At 70.5% G+C, this 19,809-nt stretch carries 19 protein-coding genes; 10 read left to right on the forward strand and 9 right to left on the reverse strand.

The window, feature by feature from the left end; all coding sequences use genetic code 11:
- Positions 1-5 precede the first annotated feature (5 nt).
- The 4 genes from QRN44_RS14755 to QRN44_RS14770 form a co-directional block, all read right to left on the reverse strand.
- Positions 6-1,058, reverse strand: coding sequence for a FecCD family ABC transporter permease (locus QRN44_RS14755; protein ID WP_285039508.1), 1,053 nt, complete (start codon positions 1,056-1,058; stop codon positions 6-8).
- Positions 1,055-2,101, reverse strand: coding sequence for a FecCD family ABC transporter permease (locus QRN44_RS14760; RefSeq protein ID WP_285039509.1), 1,047 nt, complete (start codon positions 2,099-2,101; stop codon positions 1,055-1,057). Before QRN44_RS14760 ends, QRN44_RS14755 begins: the two co-directional genes overlap by 4 nt.
- Positions 2,098-3,123 (reverse strand): iron-siderophore ABC transporter substrate-binding protein, encoded by a 1,026-nt coding sequence (locus tag QRN44_RS14765; RefSeq protein WP_121290507.1) that lies wholly within the window; start codon positions 3,121-3,123, stop codon positions 2,098-2,100. The genes QRN44_RS14760 and QRN44_RS14765 overlap by 4 nt, the downstream gene beginning before the upstream one ends.
- Before the next feature lie 239 nt (positions 3,124-3,362).
- Positions 3,363-4,190, reverse strand: coding sequence for a helix-turn-helix domain-containing protein (locus QRN44_RS14770; RefSeq protein WP_175118294.1), 828 nt, complete (start codon positions 4,188-4,190; stop codon positions 3,363-3,365).
- Positions 4,191-4,312: 122 nt separating this feature from the next.
- On the opposite strand from QRN44_RS14770, the gene QRN44_RS14775 reads away from it, so the two are divergent.
- From QRN44_RS14775 to QRN44_RS14785, 3 genes are read left to right on the forward strand one after another with little or no spacing between them, the layout of a single operon-like run.
- Positions 4,313-4,990, forward strand: a complete 678-nt coding sequence (locus QRN44_RS14775; RefSeq protein ID WP_285039512.1) for a response regulator transcription factor — start codon at positions 4,313-4,315, stop codon at positions 4,988-4,990.
- Entirely contained in the window at positions 4,983-6,341 is a 1,359-nt protein-coding gene (locus tag QRN44_RS14780) for a sensor histidine kinase (protein WP_285039514.1), read from the forward strand. The genes QRN44_RS14775 and QRN44_RS14780 overlap by 8 nt, the downstream gene beginning before the upstream one ends.
- A 57-nt stretch (positions 6,342-6,398) precedes the next feature.
- Complete coding sequence (locus QRN44_RS14785; RefSeq protein WP_071260668.1) at positions 6,399-6,962, forward strand: hypothetical protein; 564 nt, start codon at positions 6,399-6,401, stop codon at positions 6,960-6,962.
- Between the two features lie 84 nt (positions 6,963-7,046).
- Here QRN44_RS14785 and QRN44_RS14790 read toward each other — a convergent pair whose 3' ends face one another.
- Positions 7,047-8,885, reverse strand: a complete 1,839-nt coding sequence (locus QRN44_RS14790) for a DEAD/DEAH box helicase (RefSeq protein WP_121290515.1) — start codon at positions 8,883-8,885, stop codon at positions 7,047-7,049.
- A 92-nt stretch (positions 8,886-8,977) separates the two neighbouring features.
- Positions 8,978-9,814 (reverse strand): DUF1206 domain-containing protein, encoded by an 837-nt coding sequence (locus QRN44_RS14795; RefSeq protein WP_121290517.1) that lies wholly within the window; start codon positions 9,812-9,814, stop codon positions 8,978-8,980.
- Between the two features lie 116 nt (positions 9,815-9,930).
- Here QRN44_RS14795 and QRN44_RS14800 point away from each other — a divergent pair, with 116 nt between their 5' ends.
- From QRN44_RS14800 to ligD, 3 genes are all read left to right on the forward strand, one after another.
- Positions 9,931-10,863: an alpha/beta fold hydrolase gene (locus QRN44_RS14800; RefSeq protein ID WP_285039515.1), complete on the forward strand. Its 933-nt coding sequence runs from the start codon at positions 9,931-9,933 to the stop codon at positions 10,861-10,863.
- Between the two features lie 173 nt (positions 10,864-11,036).
- On the forward strand, positions 11,037-12,518 hold the full coding sequence (locus QRN44_RS14805) for an MFS transporter (RefSeq protein ID WP_285039516.1): 1,482 nt from the start codon (positions 11,037-11,039) through the stop codon (positions 12,516-12,518).
- Positions 12,519-12,588: 70 nt separating this feature from the next.
- On the forward strand, positions 12,589-13,614 hold the full coding sequence (ligD, locus tag QRN44_RS14810; RefSeq protein WP_285039517.1) for a non-homologous end-joining DNA ligase: 1,026 nt from the start codon (positions 12,589-12,591) through the stop codon (positions 13,612-13,614).
- 64 nt (positions 13,615-13,678) lie between these two features.
- Here the strand turns inward: ligD and QRN44_RS14815 are convergent, their stop codons facing one another.
- Entirely contained in the window at positions 13,679-13,999 is a 321-nt protein-coding gene (locus tag QRN44_RS14815; RefSeq protein WP_064295440.1) for a hypothetical protein, read from the reverse strand.
- A 263-nt stretch (positions 14,000-14,262) separates the two neighbouring features.
- On the opposite strand from QRN44_RS14815, the gene QRN44_RS14820 reads away from it, so the two are divergent.
- Both QRN44_RS14820 and QRN44_RS14825 read left to right on the forward strand, forming a co-directional pair.
- A complete protein-coding gene (locus tag QRN44_RS14820; RefSeq protein WP_121290521.1) occupies positions 14,263-15,306 on the forward strand; it encodes an NAD(P)-dependent alcohol dehydrogenase in 1,044 nt (347 codons plus the stop codon).
- A gap of 21 nt (positions 15,307-15,327) precedes the next feature.
- The gene (locus tag QRN44_RS14825) at positions 15,328-16,551 is read left to right on the forward strand and encodes an MFS transporter (RefSeq protein ID WP_285039518.1); all 1,224 of its coding nucleotides are present in this window, start codon (positions 15,328-15,330) and stop codon (positions 16,549-16,551) included.
- On the opposite strand, the gene QRN44_RS14830 is transcribed toward QRN44_RS14825, so the two are convergent.
- Together QRN44_RS14830 and QRN44_RS14835 are read right to left on the reverse strand one after the other, a co-directional pair.
- Complete coding sequence (locus tag QRN44_RS14830) at positions 16,548-17,315, reverse strand: PIG-L deacetylase family protein (protein WP_285039519.1); 768 nt, start codon at positions 17,313-17,315, stop codon at positions 16,548-16,550. The two genes, QRN44_RS14825 and QRN44_RS14830, sit on opposite strands and share 4 nt — an antisense overlap.
- Positions 17,312-18,544: a glycosyltransferase gene (locus tag QRN44_RS14835; protein ID WP_285039520.1), complete on the reverse strand. Its 1,233-nt coding sequence runs from the start codon at positions 18,542-18,544 to the stop codon at positions 17,312-17,314. The genes QRN44_RS14830 and QRN44_RS14835 overlap by 4 nt, the downstream gene beginning before the upstream one ends.
- 136 nt (positions 18,545-18,680) lie before the next feature.
- On the opposite strand from QRN44_RS14835, the gene QRN44_RS14840 reads away from it, so the two are divergent.
- On the forward strand, positions 18,681-19,106 hold the full coding sequence (locus QRN44_RS14840) for a VOC family protein (RefSeq protein ID WP_121290527.1): 426 nt from the start codon (positions 18,681-18,683) through the stop codon (positions 19,104-19,106).
- Between the two features lie 56 nt (positions 19,107-19,162).
- Entirely contained in the window at positions 19,163-19,645 is a 483-nt protein-coding gene (locus tag QRN44_RS14845; RefSeq protein WP_285039521.1) for a hypothetical protein, read from the forward strand.
- Positions 19,646-19,809 lie beyond the last annotated feature (164 nt).

The following is a 19,809-nucleotide window of genomic DNA, read 5'->3' on the forward strand; positions in this document are numbered from 1 at the left end:
GCCGGTCACAGCGAGCCACCGGCGCGATTGGTGCGGATGATGAGCCAGATGAGGAACGGCGCCCCGAGCACCCCGGTCACGACGCCGACGGGGTAGCGTGCGCCGAGGAGGTACTGCCCGGTGAGATCGGCCACGAGGACGAGGAGGGCACCCACGAGCGCGGCGGGCACGAGCATCGACCCGCCGCGGCCGACGATCCGCGAGGCGATGGGGCCGGAGAGGAACGCGACGAACGCGATGGGACCCGACGCCGCGGTCGCGAACGCGATCAGCCCGACGGCCGCGACGATGATGATCAACCGGGTCCGGTCGACGCGGACGCCGAGCGCGGCGGCGGTGTCGTCGCCGAGCTGAGTCGCGGCGAGGTCCTTGGACTGGGCGAGGAGGACGGGGCCGAGCACGAGCAGTGCCAGGACGACCGGACCGAGCTGCGACCAGCTCGTCCCGTTGAGACTGCCGGTCAGCCACCGGGTGGCCTCCTGCAGGTCCCACTGGGCCGCCCGCGACAGGATGTAGGTCGTGACGCTGTCGAGCATGGCGGCGACACCGATGCCGATCAGGATGAGTCGGGTTCCGGCGACGCCGCCGCGGTATGCCAGGACGTAGACGAGGACCGCCACCGCGAGGCCGACGACGATGGCGAAGATCGACACCTCGGTCGCGCCGAGCGAGAGGGTGACGATCGCGAAGGCGGCGGCTGCGCTCGACCCGGCGCTGATGCCGATGATGTCCGGGCTCGCGAGGGGGTTCCGGAGCATCGTCTGGAAGGTGACGCCGGCCAGGCCGAACGAGGCGCCGGCGACGACCGCGAGGACCGCCCGGGGGAGCCGCAACCGTCCGACGGCGAAGGAGGCGCCCGGCACGTCGTGACCGAGGATGACGCGTACGACGTCGCTCGGCGGATAGAAGGTGTTGCCCACCATCAGCGAGATCAGGAAGACCGCGACGATGAGTGCGGCGAGGGCGGTCATGACGGCGACCCGGCGACGACGGCGCACCAGGCGTCCACCGACGACGCGGTCGATGGTCGAGGGCGTCTGCTCGTCGACGCCGGTCACAGGGCGCTCACCTTCTGGCGGCGGACGATCGCGATGAAGATCGGTGCGCCGATCAGCGCGGTGATGATGCCCACGTCGATCTCCGCGGGGCGGGCGACGATGCGGCCGAGGACGTCGGCGACGGTGAGGAGGATCGCCCCGACGACGGCGGAGAAGGGGAGGAGCCACCGGTGGTCGACGCCGACGATGAGCCGACAGGCGTGCGGTACGACGAGCCCGACGAAGCCGATGGGACCGGTGACCGCGGTCGCCGCCCCGCAGAGCACCACCGAACCGAGCGCAGCCGCACCCCGTGCGATGGCGACCCGTTCGCCGAGGCCGGCGGCGAGGTCGTCGCCGAGTGCGAGGGAGTTGAGGCCGCGGGCCGACAGCAGGCAGACGAGGAACCCGACGACGAGGAACGGGAGGACCTGTTCGAGCTGGACGACGGTGGCGCCACCGACGCCCCCGATCTGCCAGGACCGCACACTGCTCGCGATGTCGCCGCGGGGCAGCACGACGGCGGTGATGACGGAGGCGAGGGCGGCGGACGTCGCGGCCCCGGCGAGGGCGAGTTTGAGTGGGGTCGCGCCACCGCGGCCGAGCGAGCCGACCGTGTACACGAAGACCGCCGTGGCTCCGGCACCGATGATCGCGACCCAGACGGTGGTGTTCGCCGCTGCGAGCCCGAAGTAGGCGAGACCGGTCACGACGGCGAGGGAGGCGCCGAGGTTGATCCCGAGGATGCCCGGGTCGGCGAGGGGGTTACGGGTCACGCCCTGCATGACGGCGCCGGAGACGCCGAGCGCCGCACCGGCCACGACCGCCAGGAGCGTGCGTGGGATCCGCTTGGCCACGGCCGCCTGGTCGAAGCCGTCCACGCCACCCGCGAAGGCACCGAGGACCGCCGACCAGTCGACGTCGCGCGAGCCGATCGTCACGGAACCGACCATCGCGGCGAGGAGGACGAGGGCTGCGACGAGGAGCCAGAGCCCACGAACCCGCCTCGGGCGTCGCACGACGGCGACACCCGAGGCGGGTGGGGTGGCGGTGCCGGTGGTCACGCCGCCTGGTCAGCCGCCTGCGCGAGCAGCTTCAGGTAGTCGTCCAGGATCCAGGAGATCGAGAGCGGCGTCGGGTTGGCGGCGGTTCCGAGGGGGCTGGTGCCGGGGAGGGCGACGATGGCGCGGTTCGCGACCGCGGGCATCTGCGACAGCAGCGGGTCGGCCTCGAGCGCCGCGATGAGCTCGTCGCCACCGTACGTCACGATGATGTCGACGTCGCTGAACGCGTCGGCCTGTTCGGCGCTCTGCGTGAGGGAGAACGACTCGGTCTCGGCGGAGGCCGTCGCGACGCTCTCGGGGAACGCGAGGCCGAGGTCCTCGAAGAACGCGGTGCGGGTGTCGTGGGTCGTGTAGTAGCTGACCTCGCTGAGGTCACTGGTGTCGACGTGGGTGAGGAACATCGCGGTCTTGCCCTCAAGCTGCGGGTACGCCGCCGCCGCGTCGCTGATCTCGTCTTCGAGCTGCGTCACGAGTGCTTCGCCCTCGTCAGCCATGCCCATCGCCTCGCTGTTGAACAGGATGGTGTCGCGCCAGGACGTGCCCCAGGCGGTCTCCGGGTAGGCCACGACGGGGGCGATCTCGGTGAGGGTGTCGTAGTCCTCCTGGGTGAGCCCCGAGTATGCGGCGAGGATGACGTCGGGGTTCGTGTCGGCGACGGCTTCGAAGTCGATCCCGTCGGTCTCGTCGAAGAGCACCGGGGTCTCGGCGTCGAGCGCTTCGAGCTTCTCCTCGACCCAGGGGAGCATCCCGTCGCCGTCGTCGTCACCGAAGTTCGCAGCGGCCATCCCGACGGGCACGACGCCGAGGGCCAGTGGCACCTCGTGGTTCGCCCAGTTCACGGTGGCGACGCGCTCCGGCTTGGCGTCGATCGTCGTGGTGCCGAGGGCGTGCTCGATCGTAATCGGCGTGAAGCCGTCGCCGCTGCCGGTGCCTTCGTCGGCCGACGACGACGAGCAGGCCGCGAGGCCGACGGTGAGGAACGCCGCCGCGGAGAGGGCGATGAGACGTGGTGCGCGCTGCATGGGGTCCTTTCGGGTGCTGCTGGCTGACACCTGCGTGCGGGCACGACGAACGACGGCGCCGGAGGACGTCGTCGAGGGGTCGGGTATGGCGACCGCGAGCGGTCGGCATCATGCACGAGGAGAAGGAGATGAAGGCTTGCCTAACCAAAGTTAGCTGGCAGCCGATCCTGGCGCAATCGAGCGGATCCGACGTGTTCCTTCGCGAATCGGACAACCGATCGCGGATCCACCGATCCGTCCTAGCGGTTCCGGAATCGCCCGGGGCTCATGCCGGTGACGCGGCGGAACGCGGTCCCGAACGCCGTCGACGAGCGGTACCCGACGGCGGTCGAGACCTCGTCGATGCTGTCACCCGCCGTGAGCCGGGTGATCGCGTGCTGGGCACGGGCGGCGGCGACCCAGCGGGTGAACCCCAACCCGGTCTCTGATTCGAAGGCGCGCGTCACCGTCCGGGTGCTCACGCCCAATCGGGCGGCCCAGTCGACGAGCGAGGTCGTGTCGGACGGGTCGATGCGTATGCGCTCGGCGATGGGTGCCAGGAGTGCCGACCGGGGGACTCGGAGGAGCAGCTCGTGCTCAGCCGGCTCCAGCACGTCGACGATGGCGGCCTCGGTGGTGGCACGCGCGCGGTCCTCGAGCTCGGCGTCGCTGAGCCGATCGAGCAGGAGACGCAGCAGAGGCGTCACCTCCACCGCGGTCGGCTGCTCAGAGATCGTCGGGACCCGATCGACGCTGAACATCGCGGCCCGCTGCCAGGTGCCCGCCGGGGTCCATCCGGTGTGGCGGACACCGGCCGGGATCCAGAGACCGTGGTGCGGGGTGACGGTCCAGACACGCTCGTCGACGGTCGCGGTGGATGCGCCGCGATCGTTCCACAGGAGCTCGTGCGTGGGGTGGGAGTGTTCGTCCCAGTGCGTGTCCCGCGCGATCCGCTCGGTGTTGCCGCGGATGACGAAGGGCACGGGGATCGCGCCGGCCTCGTAGAGGGGGAGTCGGCGGCGCGCCGGAGCCGTGTCCGTCGCGTCGAGGGACTGGTCCCACGGGTCGGCGGCGGCGGGGACTGGCACCGCTCCAGCGTACGGGGGTCCGCGCCGGACCGTCCCGCTTCAGCACTGCTTCAGCTCGTCCGCGCCAGACTGGGACGCGCCGCTCGACCGTCGACCGGCACGGAGCCTGGAGGTTGCACCGGATGCGGATACTCGTCGTGGACGATGAGGTGCGACTCGCCGACGGTGTTCGGAGAGGGCTCGAGGCGGAGGGCTTCGCGGTCGACGTCGCTGCGAACGGTGTCGACGGCTTGTGGATGGCCGGCGAGCATCGCTACGACGCCATCGTCCTCGACATCATGATGCCGGGCCTCAGCGGCTACCGCGTCTGTCAGCAGCTCCGCGACGCGGGCGACTGGACCCCGATCCTCATGCTCACGGCGAAGGACGGCGACTGGGACCAGGTCGAGGCCCTCGACACCGGTGCCGACGACTTCCTGAGCAAACCGTTCTCCTTCGCGGTGCTCGTCGCACGGATCCGCTCACTCGTCCGGCGTGGATCGCGGGAGCGGCCGACGGTGCTCGAGATCGGCGAACTGCGGCTCGACCCGGCGTCGAAGCAGGTCCACCGGGGCGACGTCCCGATCGACCTGACCTCGCGCGAGTTCGCGGTCCTCGAGTTCCTCATGCGACGCGGGGGGGAGGTGGTGTCGAAGCGCGAGGTCCTGCAGAACGTCTGGGACGACGACTTCGAAGGCGACCCCAACATCGTCGAGGTCTACGTCGGACATCTCCGGAACAAGGTGGACCGCCCCTTCGAGCGTGCCTCGATCGAGACCGTGCGCGGGTTCGGATACCGGTTGGCGGGCGGGCGTGGCTGACGGCGGGCAGCACGGAACGGTCGTGCTCCGGCGCCGGCCGTGGCACTCCGTCCGAGCCCGCGCGGCACTCGGATCGGTGCTCGCGGTCGGAGTCTTCCTCGGGGTCGGCTCCGTGGCGTTCGTCGGCCTGTTCTCCGCGGCGCTGCGTTCCGGCGTCGAACAGAGCGCCTCGGCCGAGGCGGAGAGCGTCTCGGCACAGCTCGTCGCGGCCGACGCGACGACGCTGCCCGAGGACGACGGTCGACTCCTGGTCCTCGTCGAGGACGGACGTGTCGTGGACCGGACGGACGACGAGATCGAGCTCCCGACGCCGATCCCGGACGGTGACGTGTTCGTCTCGGTCGTCGACGACGAGCCGGTGGTGTTCGCCAGTGAGGACGTCGACGTCGACGGCCGTGACCTCGTCGTCCTCGCGGGCCGTTCCCTCGAGGAGACCGACGACGCCGTCGGACTCGTGTCGATGCTCCTCTTCATCGCGGTGCCCGTGCTCGTCGCCCTCGTCGGCGGCCTGACCTGGCTGCTCGTCGGGCGTGCGCTGGCGCCGGTGGAGCGGATCCGCCGCGAGGTCTCGGAACTGGGGGCCGGCGAACTGCATCGACGGATCGAGGTCCCGGCCACGGGCGACGAGATCGGTCGCCTGGCCGGGACGATGAACGGCATGCTCGAGCGGCTCGAGGACGCCCAGACGGCGCAGCGGCGGTTCGTGTCGGACGCCTCCCACGAGCTCCGCTCACCGCTCGCGGTGATCAGGCAGTACGCCGAGGTTGCGGCGCTCCACCCGGACCGGGTCGATCCGGCCGAGCTGTCCTCGACGGTCCTCGAGGAGGGTGCCAGGATGCAGGGGCTCGTCGAGTCGCTCCTGCTGCTCGCGAAGCTCGACGAAGGGGCGGCGGGCACCGGGCGGCGCACGGTCGACGTTGACGACCTCCTGTTGGCGGAGGCCGCTCGCCCTCGGTCTGGAGGCGGACTGCGTGTCGAGTCCGCGGCCGTCGCGGCGGCGAGGGTCGACGGCGACGACGTCCTGCTCGCCCGGGTGGTGCGGAACCTCGTCGACAACGCTGTCCGGCACGCGCGCTCCGTGGTCCGACTGGGATCCGCCACCGATGGTCGGTTCGTCAGGATCTCCGTGGAGGACGACGGCCCCGGCGTGCCGGTCGAGTCCCGCGCACACGTGTTCGAACGGTTCGTCCGCCTCGACGAGAGCCGTTCGCGTGACGCCGGCGGTTCTGGCCTGGGCCTGGCGATCGTGGCCGACGTCGTGCGGCTGCACGGTGGGTCGATCGAACTGGTCGACAGCGCGCTCGGCGGTGCGGCGTTCATCGTCACGCTCCCGGCGTCTTCCGCTTCCTGAACGCGGCTTCAGCTCGCTTCAGGTCCGCTTCAGCGCTCCTCGGACAGTCTGGGGCACATGAACGAGAACACCGCCTCCCAGCCCACCGATCGCACGCAGGACACCGCAGCCACCGAGCGCATCGAGCCCATCGACCGTGTCGAGACGACCGATCACACCGCCATCCCCGCGACCCCGGCGACCTCCGGGAAGCCGGCCTTCTGGCGCCGGAAGCCCGTGTGGATCACCGCGATCGTCGTCGGGGCCCTCGCCCTCGGTGGAGCCGGTGCCGCCTACGCCGTGGACGAGTTCGGCGACGCCGACGACGACCGCGTCACGGCGGCGTCGAACACCGACCGCGACGGTGGCACCGCCGTCGACGACGGTGACACCACGGCGGCGACCGACGACCGTGACGCCCGTGACGCCGACGACGTGCCGCTGACCGACACCGAGTTCGACGCGGCCTCGAAGGCAGCGCTCGCCGAGGCCAAGGGCGGTACCGTGACCGACGTCGACCGCAGTGACGACCCCGGCGAGGCGTTCGAGGTCGACGTCCTCCTCGAGAACGGCGACGAGCTCGAGATCACGCTCGACGCGGACTACGCCGTGGTCACGAGCGTGCTCGACCCGCGCGACTGACGGACGCACCCCGCCGGGTGCGGAACGACGAGAGCCGGACGGAATCTTAGGATTCCGTCCGGCTCTCGTCGCATGTGTGGCGTGCTAGGAACGCGGCTTGCGGTCGTACGAGCCGCCGCCCGTGCCGCCCTCGTCGTCGCGTCGGCGGGCCGGGCCGCCGCGGTCGGGACGGAGCTCGATGAGCTTGCCGCTGATGCGGGTGTTCTCGAGACGGTCGAACACGTCGTTGCCGAGGCTCGCCGGCAGTTCGACGATCGAGAAGTCCGGCTTGATCTGGATCGCGCCGAAGTCCTCGCGCTTCAGGCCACCCTCGTTCGCGAGCGCGCCCACGATCTGACGCGGGTCGACCTTCTGGCGACGACCCACGGCGATGCGGTACGGGGCCATCGGTCCGCTGGACGGGCGGCTGCGACGCTCGGGGCGGTCGCCCTGATCGCCGCGGTCGCCACGGTCACCGCGGTCGAATCGCGAGCCGCGGTCACCGGAGTCGCGACGGTCGCGACCGGCGCGGTCGTTGCCACGGTTGGAGTTGTCGAACTCCTCACGACGGCGACGCTCGTCCTCCGCGGACAGGAGCAGCGGCGTCTCGCCCTGGGAGACGACGGCCAGCGCCGCCGCGACATCGGCCTCGGGGACGTCGTGGTGGGAGACGTAGTGGCCGATGATCTCGCGGAAACGCTCGATGCGCTCGGTCTGGCCGAGCGCTTCGGTGATCGCGTCGTCGAAGCGGGTGAGGCGGGTCGCGTTGACGTCGTCGACGCTCGGCAGCTGCATCTGCGTGAGCGGCTGACGGGTTGCCCGCTCGATGGCCTTCAGTAGGTGGCGCTCGCGCGGTGTGACGAAGCTGATCGCGTCGCCCGTGCGTCCGGCGCGGCCGGTGCGACCGATGCGGTGCACGTAGGACTCGGTGTCGACGGGGATGTCGTAGTTGACGACGTGGCTGATGCGCTCGACGTCGAGACCGCGCGCGGCGACGTCGGTCGCGACGAGGATGTCGAGCTTGCCTGCCTTCAGCTGGTTGACGGTCCGCTCGCGCTGCACCTGGGCGACGTCGCCGTTGATGGCGGCAGCCGAGTAACCGCGTGCGCGGAGCTTCTCGGCGAGCGTCTCGGTCTCGTTCTTCGTGCGCGTGAAGATGATCATCGCGCTGAAGTTCTCGGTCTCGAGGATGCGGGTCAGCGCGTCCACCTTCTGCGGGTACGAGACGGTCAGGTAGCGCTGCGTGATGCTGGCCGAGGTCGTGGTCTTCGTCTTGACCGTGATCTCTTCCGGGTTGTTCAGGTACTTCGCGGAGATGCGACGGATGGACGACGGCATCGTCGCGGAGAACAGCGCGACCTGCTTGTCCTTCGGGGTGTCGGCCAGGATCGTCTCGACATCCTCGGCGAAGCCCATCTTCAGCATCTCGTCGGCCTCGTCGAGCACGAGGTACTTGAGCTCAGTGAGGTCGAGGGTGCCCTTCTCCAGGTGGTCCATGATGCGACCGGGCGTGCCGACGACGATGTGGACGCCGCGACGGAGGGCCGACAGCTGGACGCCGTAGCCCTGGCCGCCGTAGACGGGCAGGACATGGACGCCGCGCAGGTGGGTGGCGTACTTCTCGAACGCCTCGCAGACCTGGAGGGCGAGTTCACGGGTCGGTGCGAGGACGAGCGCCTGCGGCGTCTTCTGCGTGATGTCGAGGCGGGACAGGATCGGCAGGGCGAACGCCGCGGTCTTGCCGGTGCCCGTCTGTGCGAGGCCGACGACGTCGCGTCCCTCGAGCAGCAGCGGAATGGTGGCCGCCTGGATGGCGGACGGGGTCTCGTAGCCGACGTCCTTGAGTACCTTGAGCACCGCGTCGTCGAGGCCGAGGTCGGAGAAGGTCTGCGTAGCGCCGGCGGGTTCCGCCTCGGGCTGCGTCGTGGAATCAGAAGACGTCATACTCCTAACGGTAGTCGCACCGCAAGCGTTTGCAGGACATGGTCTGGAGCCGACCGGTCCGCGCCGTCGCCCGGGGCGCCGGCCTCACCGTCCTACAGGCTGCCCCAGCGCGCCCGGGCACCGCAGTAGAGTCCGTAGGCGATGAGCCCGACGCCGACCACGAGCAGGATGACGACGCCGAACGGGAGCGCGGCCAATGCCGAGATGGCACCGTCCATGCCGGAGGCCTTCTCGGGGTCCTGGGTGGCGGCCGCGACGAGGAACAGGATGCCGACGGTGACCAGTGCGATCCCCTTGGCGACCCATCCGATGACGCCGAGGACGACGACGGCGCGCTTCGTCGTGCCGGTGGGCGGGTGCACGTCCTCGAGGAACTTCCGCGTGACGCCCTTGAAGACGAAGAAGCCGCCGATGCCGATGACCACGAGGCCGACGACGACGACGACGAACACCCCGCCGGGGGAGGACAGGAGTGTCGCCGTGAGGCCCTGGCTGGACTGCGAGGAGTCCTGGCTGCCGCCGAGGGCGAAGGTCAGCGCGGTCGATCCGACGGCGAGGTAGGCGATCGCGCGTCCGGCGGTCGAGATCCGCTTGCTCCACCGCTTGCGGGTGTCGGATTCGCGCACGAGGAAGGCGGAGATCGCCGTCCAGAGACCGAGGGCGAACAGGCCGACGGCGACGACCCAGATGATGACGATCCCGCCGGGCGTGCCTGCAAGCGTCTTGAGCGCACCCGACTGGTCCGCGTCACCACCGCCGCCGGATCCACCGCTCGCGCCGGACAGGGCGATGGAGATCGCGATCCCGCCGATGAGGACGTGGAGCAGGCCGTTGACGGCGTGGCCGGTGCGGGCGAGGCTACGGAGGGCTGTGCTGTTCTGGGCGGTCCCAGCGGCTTGGTCTGCGGCGGCGCGCGCGTTCTCAGGCATCAGACCACGGTAGCGGCCGGGTATCAGGACCACAGGGGGGTTGCGCGGCGTCGCCGCGGTTCGGGGCCGCCGGTCGGACACCGATCCGAGTGGTCCCTCGATTCCGAATGATGCGCATGTCCGTCGATTCCGCTCGTCCTGCCCCGCAGGAGTTCCCTTCCGCCATCTCCGCCGACGCGACCGCGCTCGGACTGGGACGCGTCACGGTCGACACGGGCCTCGGACCGGTCACCGTCCACGCGGGTCGTGAGGCGGGCGGGCCGGCCACGATCCTCCTCCACGGTGCCGCCGGTTCGTGGACGACGTGGTCACCGCTCCTGCGTGCCGACGACGAGCGGGGTGCGGTCGTCGACGACGTCATCGCCGTGGATCTCCCGGGGTGGGGTGCATCGGCACTTCCCGCCGCCGATCCGGTGACGGTCGGAGACCTCTCCACCGCCGTCGCGACCGTCGCCCGGTCGCTCGGCTACCGGTCCTGGCGTCTCGTCGGGCATTCGCTCGGCGGGTTCGTCGCGCTCGACCTCGCCGTGCGTGAACCCGAGGCGACGATCCGGGTCGACCTCGTCTCACCGACGGGGATCGGGGTCGTCGAGGCGATCCGCCAGCCGCTCGGTGGCGGCGCCCGGCTCCCGTGGTTCGCGGGCATGCTCCTCGCGATGCGCGTGCTGCGGGCGCTCGGCGGACGCGGGCCAGGGCTCGTCCGCGCGCTGAACCGGATCGGTCTGCTCGCACCGCTCATGTCGCCCCTGTTCGGACGACGTCGGGACCTCGACCGCTCGGTCGTCGACGCGCTCGCAGCCGACGTCCGGCCGGCGTCGTTCCTCCTGGCGGCCCGAGCGGCCGCCGCCTACGACCTGCACGTCTGGCGCGGCGTGCGGTGTCCCGTCCGCTGCATGACGGGCGACCGCGACGTCTTCATCGGGCCCGACGATGCAGCTGTCCTCACCGCCCTCGTCCCGGACCTGCGACTGCGCACCCTGCCGGCGACCGGGCACTTCGCGGCGGTGGAACACCCGGAGGCCGTGCTCGATCTCTTCACCTCGGACTGATCCGCGTGGCCTCACGGGTGCAGCGACGTCGGCATCCGCTATCCTGGTCCTCTGCCCGACTTCGTGGTTGGGGTGGTTGATCGTCCGCACCGTGCTGCACCCGCGCCGTGTGTCGAGCATCGATCTGGGGCTGGAAACCCCCAGCACCCACACCCCTCGCACGGAGGTCCTCCTTGTCTGCATCCGCAGCCACCGCATCGCATCCCATCACAGCACCGTCCGGTTCCCCGGCCCGCCGCTGGTGGGTCCTCGTCGTCCTCGCGATGACGCAGCTCATCGTCGTCCTCGACGGCACGATCGTGAACATCGCCCTTCCGGCAGCCCAGCAGGAGCTCGAGCTGTCCGACACGCAGCGTCAGTGGGTCGTCACGGCCTACGCCCTCGCGTTCGGCGCGCTGTTGCTGCTCGGTGGCCGCATCGCCGACTACTGGGGCCGGAAGCGCACCTACCTGGTCGGCATGGTCGGCTTCGGCGCCGCATCGGCCTTCGGCGGGTTCGCCCAGAGCGGGACCGAACTCATCATCGCCCGCGGCCTGCAGGGCGTGTTCGCCGCGCTCATGGCACCTGCCGCACTCGCGCTCCTCACCGTCACCTTCGCCCACGGCCGCGACCGCAACACGGCCTTCGCCGTCTTCGGTACCGTCGCCGGTGCCGGGGCGGCCGTTGGCCTGATCCTCGGCGGCGTGCTCACCGAGTTCGTCGACTGGCGCTGGTGCCTGCTCGTCAACGTGCCCTTCGTGATCGTCGGACTCATCGCCGGCCTCATCCTCGTGACCGAAAGCAAGGCCGAGGGCGACAACCGCTACGACTGGCTCGGTGCGATCACGGTCATCCTGGGCCTCGGTTCCCTCGTCTACGGCTTCACGCTGGCCGAGGGCGGCTGGGGGAGCGCCGACACCATCGGCTTCCTCGCGCTCGGTGCGGGACTCCTCTCCCTCTTCGTCTTCATCGAGATGCGTGTCGCGCAGCCCCTGCTCCCGCTGCGCATCGTGGCGGACCGGGTCCGCGGCGGTGCCTTCCTCATGCAGATGATCGTCGGCAGCGTCATGATCGGTGCCCTGCTCTACCTGACGTTCCACCTGCAGATCGTGCTCGGCTTCCCGCCGCTCGAGGCGGGCATCGCGACCCTCCCGATGACCGTCGCGATCATGATCGTCGCCCCGATCGCCACGAAGCTCCTGCCGGCCATCGGCCCGCGCCCGCTGCTCATCATCGGTCCGCTCGTCGCGGCCGCCGCCCTCGTGTACCTCAGCCGCATCACGGCCGACGGCGACTACTTCGTCCAGGTGCTGCCGGCGCTGCTCGTGCTCGGGATCGGCATGGCGATGATCTTCGTCCCGATGCAGAACCTCGCGCTGACGGGCGTCGCACCGCACGACGCCGGTGCGGCCTCCGCCACGGCGAACGCCTCCATGCAGATCGGTGGGTCGATCGGCCTGTCGGTCTTCACCACGGTCTACGCGAGTGTCACCGACCAGGCGACGGTCACGGATCAGGCCTCGCAGCTCGTGGCGTTCACCCAGGGCTACTCGGCGGCGTTCATCGCGGCTGCGGTCGGCCTCGTGATCGCGAGCGTCATCGCCATCGTCTGCATCCGCGGTCGCAAGGAGGACCTCCTGCCCTCGGGCGACCAGCAGGCCGTCCACCTGGGCTGAGCGGGACGGCCCTGCCTCGTCCAGCGCAAGCCTCCTGACAGCAGGGTGCCGTCGGCGTACGGTGTCCGACATGGCCAGCACCGCGATCGTCCTCACCGTCCCCGGACCGCACGGCGACCGCGAGGTGCGGCTCTCCAGCCCCGACCGCGTGCTCTGGGAGGCGTCCGGCGTCACGAAGCGGGAGCTCGCGGAATACCTCATCGAGGTCGCGCCGGCCTTCCTCGCCGCCAACGGCGGCCGTCCGGTGTCCCTGCAGCGGTTCCCAGGCGGCGTGGACGGCGAGTGGTTCTTCTCGAAGAACCCGCCGAAGGGGGCGCCGGAGTACGTCCGGGCGGTCGACGTCGTGTATCCGAGTGGCCGGCGGCATCCGCAACTCGTCCTCGACGAGGCGGCTGCGGTCGTCTGGGCTGCGCAGATGAACACGGTCGTGTTCCACCCGTGGCCGTCACGGGCGTCGGACACCGACCATCCGGACGAACTGCGGATCGACCTCGACCCGCAGCCGGGAACCGACTTCGCCGACGCCGTGCGCGTTGCGGGCTCGCTGCAGGAGCTGTTGACGGAGGTCGGTCTGACGGGGTTCGTGAAGACCTCCGGCAACCGAGGTGTCCACGTGTTCGCGCCCATCGAGCCGGAGCACGAGTTCCTCGACGTCCGGCACGCCGTGATCGCCGCGGCTCGGGAACTGGAGCGACGGGATCCCGACCGGGTCACGACCTCGTGGTGGAAGGAGGAGCGCGGTGAGCGCATCTTCGTCGACTACAACCAGGCGAACCGCGATCGGACGATGGCCGGTGCCTACAGCCCGCGTGCGCTGGCCTCGGCGACCGTCTCGTGTCCGGTGACCTGGGACGAACTCCCCGAGATCGACCCGGGTGCCTTCACGGTGCGGACCGTCCCGGAGCGACTCCGGACGACCGGCGACCCGTGGGCCGGCATGCACGACACCGCTGGGCGCATCGACGTCCTCCCGCAGTGGTGGGAGCGGGACCTCGAGCAGGGGCTGGGCGAGCTTCCGTTCCCTCCCGACTTCCCGAAGATGCCGGGCGAGCCGCCGCGGGTGCAGCCGAGTCGCGCCAGACGCTCCGAGGACTGAGCCCACCCGGACACACGAACGCCCGGTGATCGTGGATCACCGGGCGTTCTCTGGACTGAGTGCGCTATTCGGCCTTTCCGAGGGCGAAGCGGACGCCGCCCTGCTCGTCGATCTGCGCGTCGAGGACCGCGTCGCTCAGGGCGACGGCTGCGGACTCCTCGAGGAAAACGGTCGCTCCTGCGCTCTCGATGACCTGGTCGGCCTCGTGCGGCGTCGCCGTCATGGTGACTTCGAAGTTGTTGTCGTCGGAGCTGCTGCTAATGCGCAGTCCGGCGCCGTGCGTGAGCGACGACGCGTCGTCCGGGACGACCAGTCCCGGGGTGAGTGGTGCGTTCTCGGCGAGGGTCTTGACGACTCGGCCGGCGTTCTCGGTCAGGGTGAGCATGTGTGTTCTCCGTTCCGTTCGCGAATACGAGTTCCCCACCATGCTCGGGTTCCCGGCGAGATGCCACCCCGAGGCCGATCCTCTGCGGGAACTGCCAAGCAACTCTGCAGGGATTCACACCTCCACGCCGCTCGTAGCACAGCTCGGGTGATCGTCCCTTGGGGGTCCGTCCGGTGGAGTGGGCTGCTAGCGTCGAACGTGCTGTCCGGCGCGTGCATCCCGCCCCACGGCACCCCCCCCAACACCCCAGCCCGAGGAGTCCTATGACCACCGTCGCCGCCATCATCAAACCCACCGCCGACGCGCCGTTCGAGGTCGGCACCATCGAGCGCCGTACGCCGCGCGCCAACGACGTCGTCATCGACGTCCGCTACGCCGGCATCTGCCACAGCGACATCCACCAGGCCCGCGAGGAATGGGGCAAGGCCATCTTCCCAATGGTCCCCGGCCACGAGATCGCCGGCATCGTCACCGAGGTCGGCGACGCGGTCACCAAGCACCAGGTCGGCGACCGCGTCGGCATCGGCTGCTTCGTCGACTCCTGCCGCGAGTGCGAGAACTGCCTCGCCGGCGAGGAGCAGTTCTGCCTGAAGGGCAACGTCGCCACCTACAACGGCCGCGAGTACGACGGCGAGCCCACCTACGGCGGCTACAGCAAGCAGATCGTCGCCGACGAGAACTACGTGCTGAGCATCCCCGAGGGCATCGAGCTCGACGTCGCGGCACCCCTGCTGTGCGCCGGCATCACCACCTACTCGCCGCTGAAGCACTGGGGCGCCGGTCCCGGCAAGCAGGTCGCCATCGTCGGGATGGGTGGCCTCGGGCACATGGGCGTCAAGATCGCCCACGCCCTCGGCGCAGAGGTGACCGTGCTCAGCCAGACGACCTCGAAGGAGGAGGACGGCAAGCGCTTCGGGGCCGACCACTACTACGCGACCGGCGAAGAGGGCACCCTGAAGTCGCTCCGCGGACGCTTCGACCTCATCATCAACACGGTCTCCGCCGACCTCGACATCGACGCCTACCTGTCGACCCTCAAGCTCAACGGCTCGATGGTCTTCGTCGGACTGCCCGAGAACACGCAGCAGTTCCGGGTGTTCTCGCTCGTCGGTGGCCGTCGCTCGCTCGCCGGCTCGAACATCGGCGGCATCCGCGAGACGCAGGAGATGCTCGACTTCTGCGCCGAGCACGGCATCGGTTCGCAGATCGAGCTCATCGGTGCCGACGAGGTCGAGGGCGCCTACGACCGCGTGGTCCGCAGCGACGTCCGCTACCGCTTCGTCATCGACACGGCGACGATCGGCTGATCGCACCGATACCCTGAGAGCATGATCCGGCTCCCGTTCCGTCGTCCAGGCGGAACGGGAGCCGTTCCTCGTGAACCCCTCGGCCGCGAGGTCCTCGTCCTCGGCGGTGTCGCATTCTTCGTGATGCTCGGGTTCGGTGTCGTGATCCCGGTCCTGCCCGTGTACGTGCGCAGCTTCGGCGTCGGCTACCTCGAGGTCGGCGCGGTCGTCTCCGTCTTCGCGCTCATGCGGCTCATCGCGAACCCGTTCGTGGGTGCGCTCGTCGATCGGATCGGCGAGCGGGTGGTGCTGGCGTCCGGCATCGGGATCGTCGCGGTGTCGAGCGCGCTCGTCGGGCTCGCGGCGGACTATCCGCAGCTGCTCCTGCTCCGCGGGGTCGGAGGGATCGGGTCGGCGATGTTCTCCGTCGCCGCGATGACGCTGCTGCTGCGCACCACCCCACCGCACCGTCGCGGGCGGGCGGTCGGGTTCTACCAGGGCGGGTTCCTCGTCGGCGGCATGGCCGGACCGGCCGTCGGTGGCCTGCTCGCGACCATCTCGCTCACGGCACCGTTCTTCTTCTACGCCGGGACCCTCGCGGTCGCCGGCGTCCTCGGACTCGTGATGCTGCGCGGCAGTCGGATCGCCGCGCCGGTCGAGACCGCCACGCAGGCCGAGCCCTTCCGCACGGTCCTCGCCGATCGCCGGTACCAGGCGGCGCTCCTCGCGAACTTCGCGAACGGCTGGGCGTCGATGGGCGTCCGTGGCGCACTCGTTCCGGTCCTCGTCGTGGAGGCGCTCCATGAGGAGGCAGCCTGGACCGGCATCGCCTTCGCGATCGCCGCTGTCGCGCAGACGCTCGCGCTCGGTCCCGCCGGCCGCTTCGTCGACACCGTCGGACGACGACCCGCGATGCTCGTCGCGTTCCCGGTCGCGGCGGCGGCGCTCCTCGCCATGCCGTTCGTCGGCGAGCTCTGGCTGCTGGTCGTCGCCCTCTGCGTCTACGGTGTCGCGGCGGCCTTCCTCGGGACCGCTCCGGCGGCGGCCGTCGGAGACGCCGCGGGTGGTCGGGGTGGTCGGGCCGTCGCGGTCTTCCAGGCGACGTCCGACCTCGGCGCCATCGTCGGCCCGCTGGTCGCCGGCGCACTGCTCGACGCCTTCTCGTTCCCCGCGGCGTTCGGCTCCGCGGTCGTGCTCATGCTGCTCGTCCCCGTGCTCGCGTCCCGCATGCCGCGGGAGCACCGGAACCAGCCGACGACCGCCTAGCGGGACCGGAGTCGCAGGCCCACCGAGGTGGTGATGTCCTCACGCTGACCGCCGGAGTGGACGAGCTGCTCGCCGTCGACCGTCAATTGGCTGGCGTGTTCCGCGAGTGCCGCGGCGACGATCGGGAGGCGGTGCCCGAGTGGGAACCACACGGCGTCGTCGCCCAGCGGTTCCAGGTCGGTGCGGTGGTGCACGAGTTCCGCGAAGGGCACCCCGCTCCTCCGCGCGGCGACGATCGCGGCCTCGTGCATCCGGAGATGGTCCGGGTGCCCGTACCCGCCACCGTGGTCGTAGCTGACGACCAGGTCCGGCGAGACGTGTCCGATGAGTGCGACGAGGTCGTCGGCGACGTCGTCGAGCGGAGCGAGCGAGAACGCGCCGGGGGAGACGTCGTCAGCGGGGCCGGCGAGTCCCTCGCGCACCCACCGCATGCCCGAGTCCACGTACCGCGTCGACGTCCCCGGCCGGGCCGCCGGACCCGTCCCCAGCCAGAACTGCTCGGCCACGCCGAGCGTGCGGCAGGCGGCGGCGAGCTCCGATTCGCGGTGGGACGCGAGAGCAGCGGTTCCGGCGAGGGACCGGAGCGGGCCGTCGACGACCTCGCCGCGCTCGCCTCGCGTGGCCGTCACGAGGACGACGCGAGCACCGTGGTCCACCAGTTCGGCGATGAGCGCGCCCGAAGCGAGGGTCTCGTCGTCGGGATGCGCGTGCGCGAACAGGACGGTGCGCCCGCTGTCGATGAGCGGGAGGAGTCCGTGGTTCACGAGGTCGAGGTCGCCGGGGCGGTGGCGACGGCGGGAGCGGTCTCGAGCAGGGTCCGGTAGACGTCGACGAGGGCGTCTCCCGAGCGCTGCCAGTCGAACCGCTCCGCCCGACGTCGCGCTGCCGAACCGAGCTGCGCGAGCCGCTTCGGGTCGCCGAGGATGGACGAGACCGCAGCACCCCAGATGTGCGGGTCGCGGGAGTCGATGACGATGCCCGTCTCTCCGTCGACGACGGCCTCCCGCAATCCGCCCGAGGCGGCCACGACGGTCGGCACGCCGCTCGCCGCGGCTTCCAGCGCGACGAGACCGTACGTCTCCGAGTGCGAGGGGACGAGCACGAGCGTGCTCTCGCGGAACAGTGTGGCGAGCCCGATGCGCGACTGCGGCCCGACGAAGCGGACGTCGTCGGCGACACCGAGGTCGCGGGCGAGGGCGGCGAGTTCCTCGGCGTAGCGGTCGTAGTCGACGGAGACGTCCCCGGCGATGACGAGTTCGGGGCGGAGCTCGGGCGCGACCGCGGCGATGGTCTCGATGGCGAGGTCGAAACCCTTCAGCGGGTGGAGGCGACCGGCGACCACCGCGGTCGGGCGACCGGAACGAGGACCGTCCAGCGGGTGAAACAGCGTCCCGTCGACACCGGGCGGCACGATCGACACCCGGTCGGGGCGGGCTCCGAGCCGCGTGATCGCGGTGTCGGCCTCGGCCGCGCTGATCGCGACGACCGCGTCCGACTCCGCGGCGAGCCGTGCCTCGCCGGCCAGGCGCCCGGGGGACTCGGCGCGCTCGCCGTGCGAGAGCGGGGTGGTGGACTCGGCGGCGATGCTGTGGAAGCTCTGCACATGCGGGATCCCCAGTTCCCGCGCGAGGGGGAGTGCGGCCATGCCGGAGAACCAGTGGTGGGCGTGCAGGACGTCGTATCGCGGCAGTCGGGCGAGTTCCGAGCGGAAGTCGTCGACGAACTCTTCGTGCCGACCCTTCGCGACCGGTTCGGCGGGACCGGCGTCGAGGAAGCGCAGGGTCACGCCGGGGGCGAGGGATGCGGCGGACGGCTGGTCGGCAGATGACCGCCGGGTGATGACGTCGACCTCATGGCCCGCTGCGCCCATCGCGACGGCCTGATGACGGACCACGACGTTCATCCCGCCGGCGTCACCGGAACCCGGCTCGTCACCGGGACTGGTGTGGAGCGAGATCATCGCGATGCGGAGGGGCTGGGGTTGCGAGGGCACCAGACGAGCCTAGTAGCCGTGGGCGTCCCAGCCCCTCGTGACGGAGACACCAGAACGTGCTCGCACATCCGACGCCGGAGCGTGAGAATGATCGCGAGACGAGCGCGACGATGCGCCCGTCCAGGCGAAAGGGACGATCATGACGACGCTCAACCCGTACCTCGGCTTCCGCGGGACAGCCCGTGAGGCGATGGAGTTCTACCAGGGGGTCTTCGGCGGCGAACTGACGGTGTCGACGTTCGGCGACTTCGGTGCCGCGGTCGAGCCGGACGAGGTCGATCTGGTGATGCACTCCCAGCTGACCGGCGACGCCGGGGTCGTCTTCATGGGGTCGGACACGCCGAAGCACATGGACTACCGCGAGGGCAGCAACTTCTCGATGTCGCTGAGTGGGTCGGATGCGGACGAGGCCCAACTGCGCGAGTACTTCGAACGGCTCTCTGATGGCGGCACCGTCCAGCAGCCGTTGAGCGTGGCCCCCTGGGGCGACTCCTTCGGCATGGTGCAGGATCGCTTCGGGATCACCTGGCTGGTGAACATCGCCGCCCCTGCAGAGGGGTGACGTGAGCGTGACGGCAGTGGTGTCGTGGGACGACATCGGCTTCCCGAGGAGCAGCGATGACTGAAGCGTGGAACGATTTCTTCGTCGCGACGGCGGGCGCTGCGGCGGCGCTCGCCGGACTCATCATCGTCGCGATGTCCGTGAACATCGCCAAGATCATCGAGATCCCGTCCATGCCGGCGCGGGCGGCGGCGACGATCAGCTCCCTGGTGTTGATCGTCGTCGTCGCTGCCGCAGGACTCATCCCGGGTCAGGTCGACGCCTTGTACGGTGTCGAGGTCCTGCTCCTGACCGCCCTCGCCCTGTGGTTCGCCATCGACGCCGCGGTCCGGATCCTCCGCCATCAGGATGCCGAGCACGGACCGCGCGCCCTCAAGGCTGCGGTGCCGGTGTTGCAGATGATCCCGTTCGTGATCGGCGGTGTGTTGCTCCTCCTCGGTTCGTCGGTCGGTCTCGGCTGGCTGGCTGCCGGCTTCATCCTTGTGTTCATCGGCTCCGTGGTCGGTGCATGGGTGCTGCTCGTGGAGATCCTCCGGTAGCCTCCTCCGACCCTGAGCGCCTCAGCGACTCCGAGCAACCCCGCCCGGTTCCTGAGCAACCCCTCCCGGTCCCTGAGGAACCCCCTCCCGGTCCCTGAGGAACCCCCTCCCGGTCCCTGAGCAACTCCTTCCGGTCCCTGAGCAACTCCTTCCGGTCCCTGAGC

The sequence above is a fragment of the Plantibacter sp. lyk4-40-MEA-4 genome (assembly GCF_030209415.1).
GTDB classification, from domain to species: domain Bacteria; phylum Actinomycetota; class Actinomycetes; order Actinomycetales; family Microbacteriaceae; genus Plantibacter; species Plantibacter flavus_A.

What these genes read in the sequence shown, in the direction of transcription:
- QRN44_RS14820 (WP_121290521.1), top strand. Translation starts at nt 14,263, where the DNA reads ATGACCACCGTCGCCGCCATCATCAAACCCACCGCCGACGCGCCGTTC.
- QRN44_RS14845 (WP_285039521.1), top strand. Translation starts at nt 19,163, where the DNA reads ATGACTGAAGCGTGGAACGATTTCTTCGTCGCGACGGCGGGCGCTGCG.
- QRN44_RS14765 (WP_121290507.1), bottom strand. Translation starts at nt 3,123, where the DNA reads ATGCAGCGCGCACCACGTCTCATCGCCCTCTCCGCGGCGGCGTTCCTC.
- QRN44_RS14785 (WP_071260668.1), top strand. Translation starts at nt 6,399, where the DNA reads ATGAACGAGAACACCGCCTCCCAGCCCACCGATCGCACGCAGGACACC.
- QRN44_RS14825 (WP_285039518.1), top strand. Translation starts at nt 15,328, where the DNA reads ATGATCCGGCTCCCGTTCCGTCGTCCAGGCGGAACGGGAGCCGTTCCT.
- QRN44_RS14775 (WP_285039512.1), top strand. Translation starts at nt 4,313, where the DNA reads ATGCGGATACTCGTCGTGGACGATGAGGTGCGACTCGCCGACGGTGTT.
- QRN44_RS14795 (WP_121290517.1), bottom strand. Translation starts at nt 9,814, where the DNA reads ATGCCTGAGAACGCGCGCGCCGCCGCAGACCAAGCCGCTGGGACCGCC.
- ligD (WP_285039517.1), top strand. Translation starts at nt 12,589, where the DNA reads ATGGCCAGCACCGCGATCGTCCTCACCGTCCCCGGACCGCACGGCGAC.
- QRN44_RS14790 (WP_121290515.1), bottom strand. Translation starts at nt 8,885, where the DNA reads ATGACGTCTTCTGATTCCACGACGCAGCCCGAGGCGGAACCCGCCGGC.
- QRN44_RS14815 (WP_064295440.1), bottom strand. Translation starts at nt 13,999, where the DNA reads ATGCTCACCCTGACCGAGAACGCCGGCCGAGTCGTCAAGACCCTCGCC.
- QRN44_RS14800 (WP_285039515.1), top strand. Translation starts at nt 9,931, where the DNA reads ATGTCCGTCGATTCCGCTCGTCCTGCCCCGCAGGAGTTCCCTTCCGCC.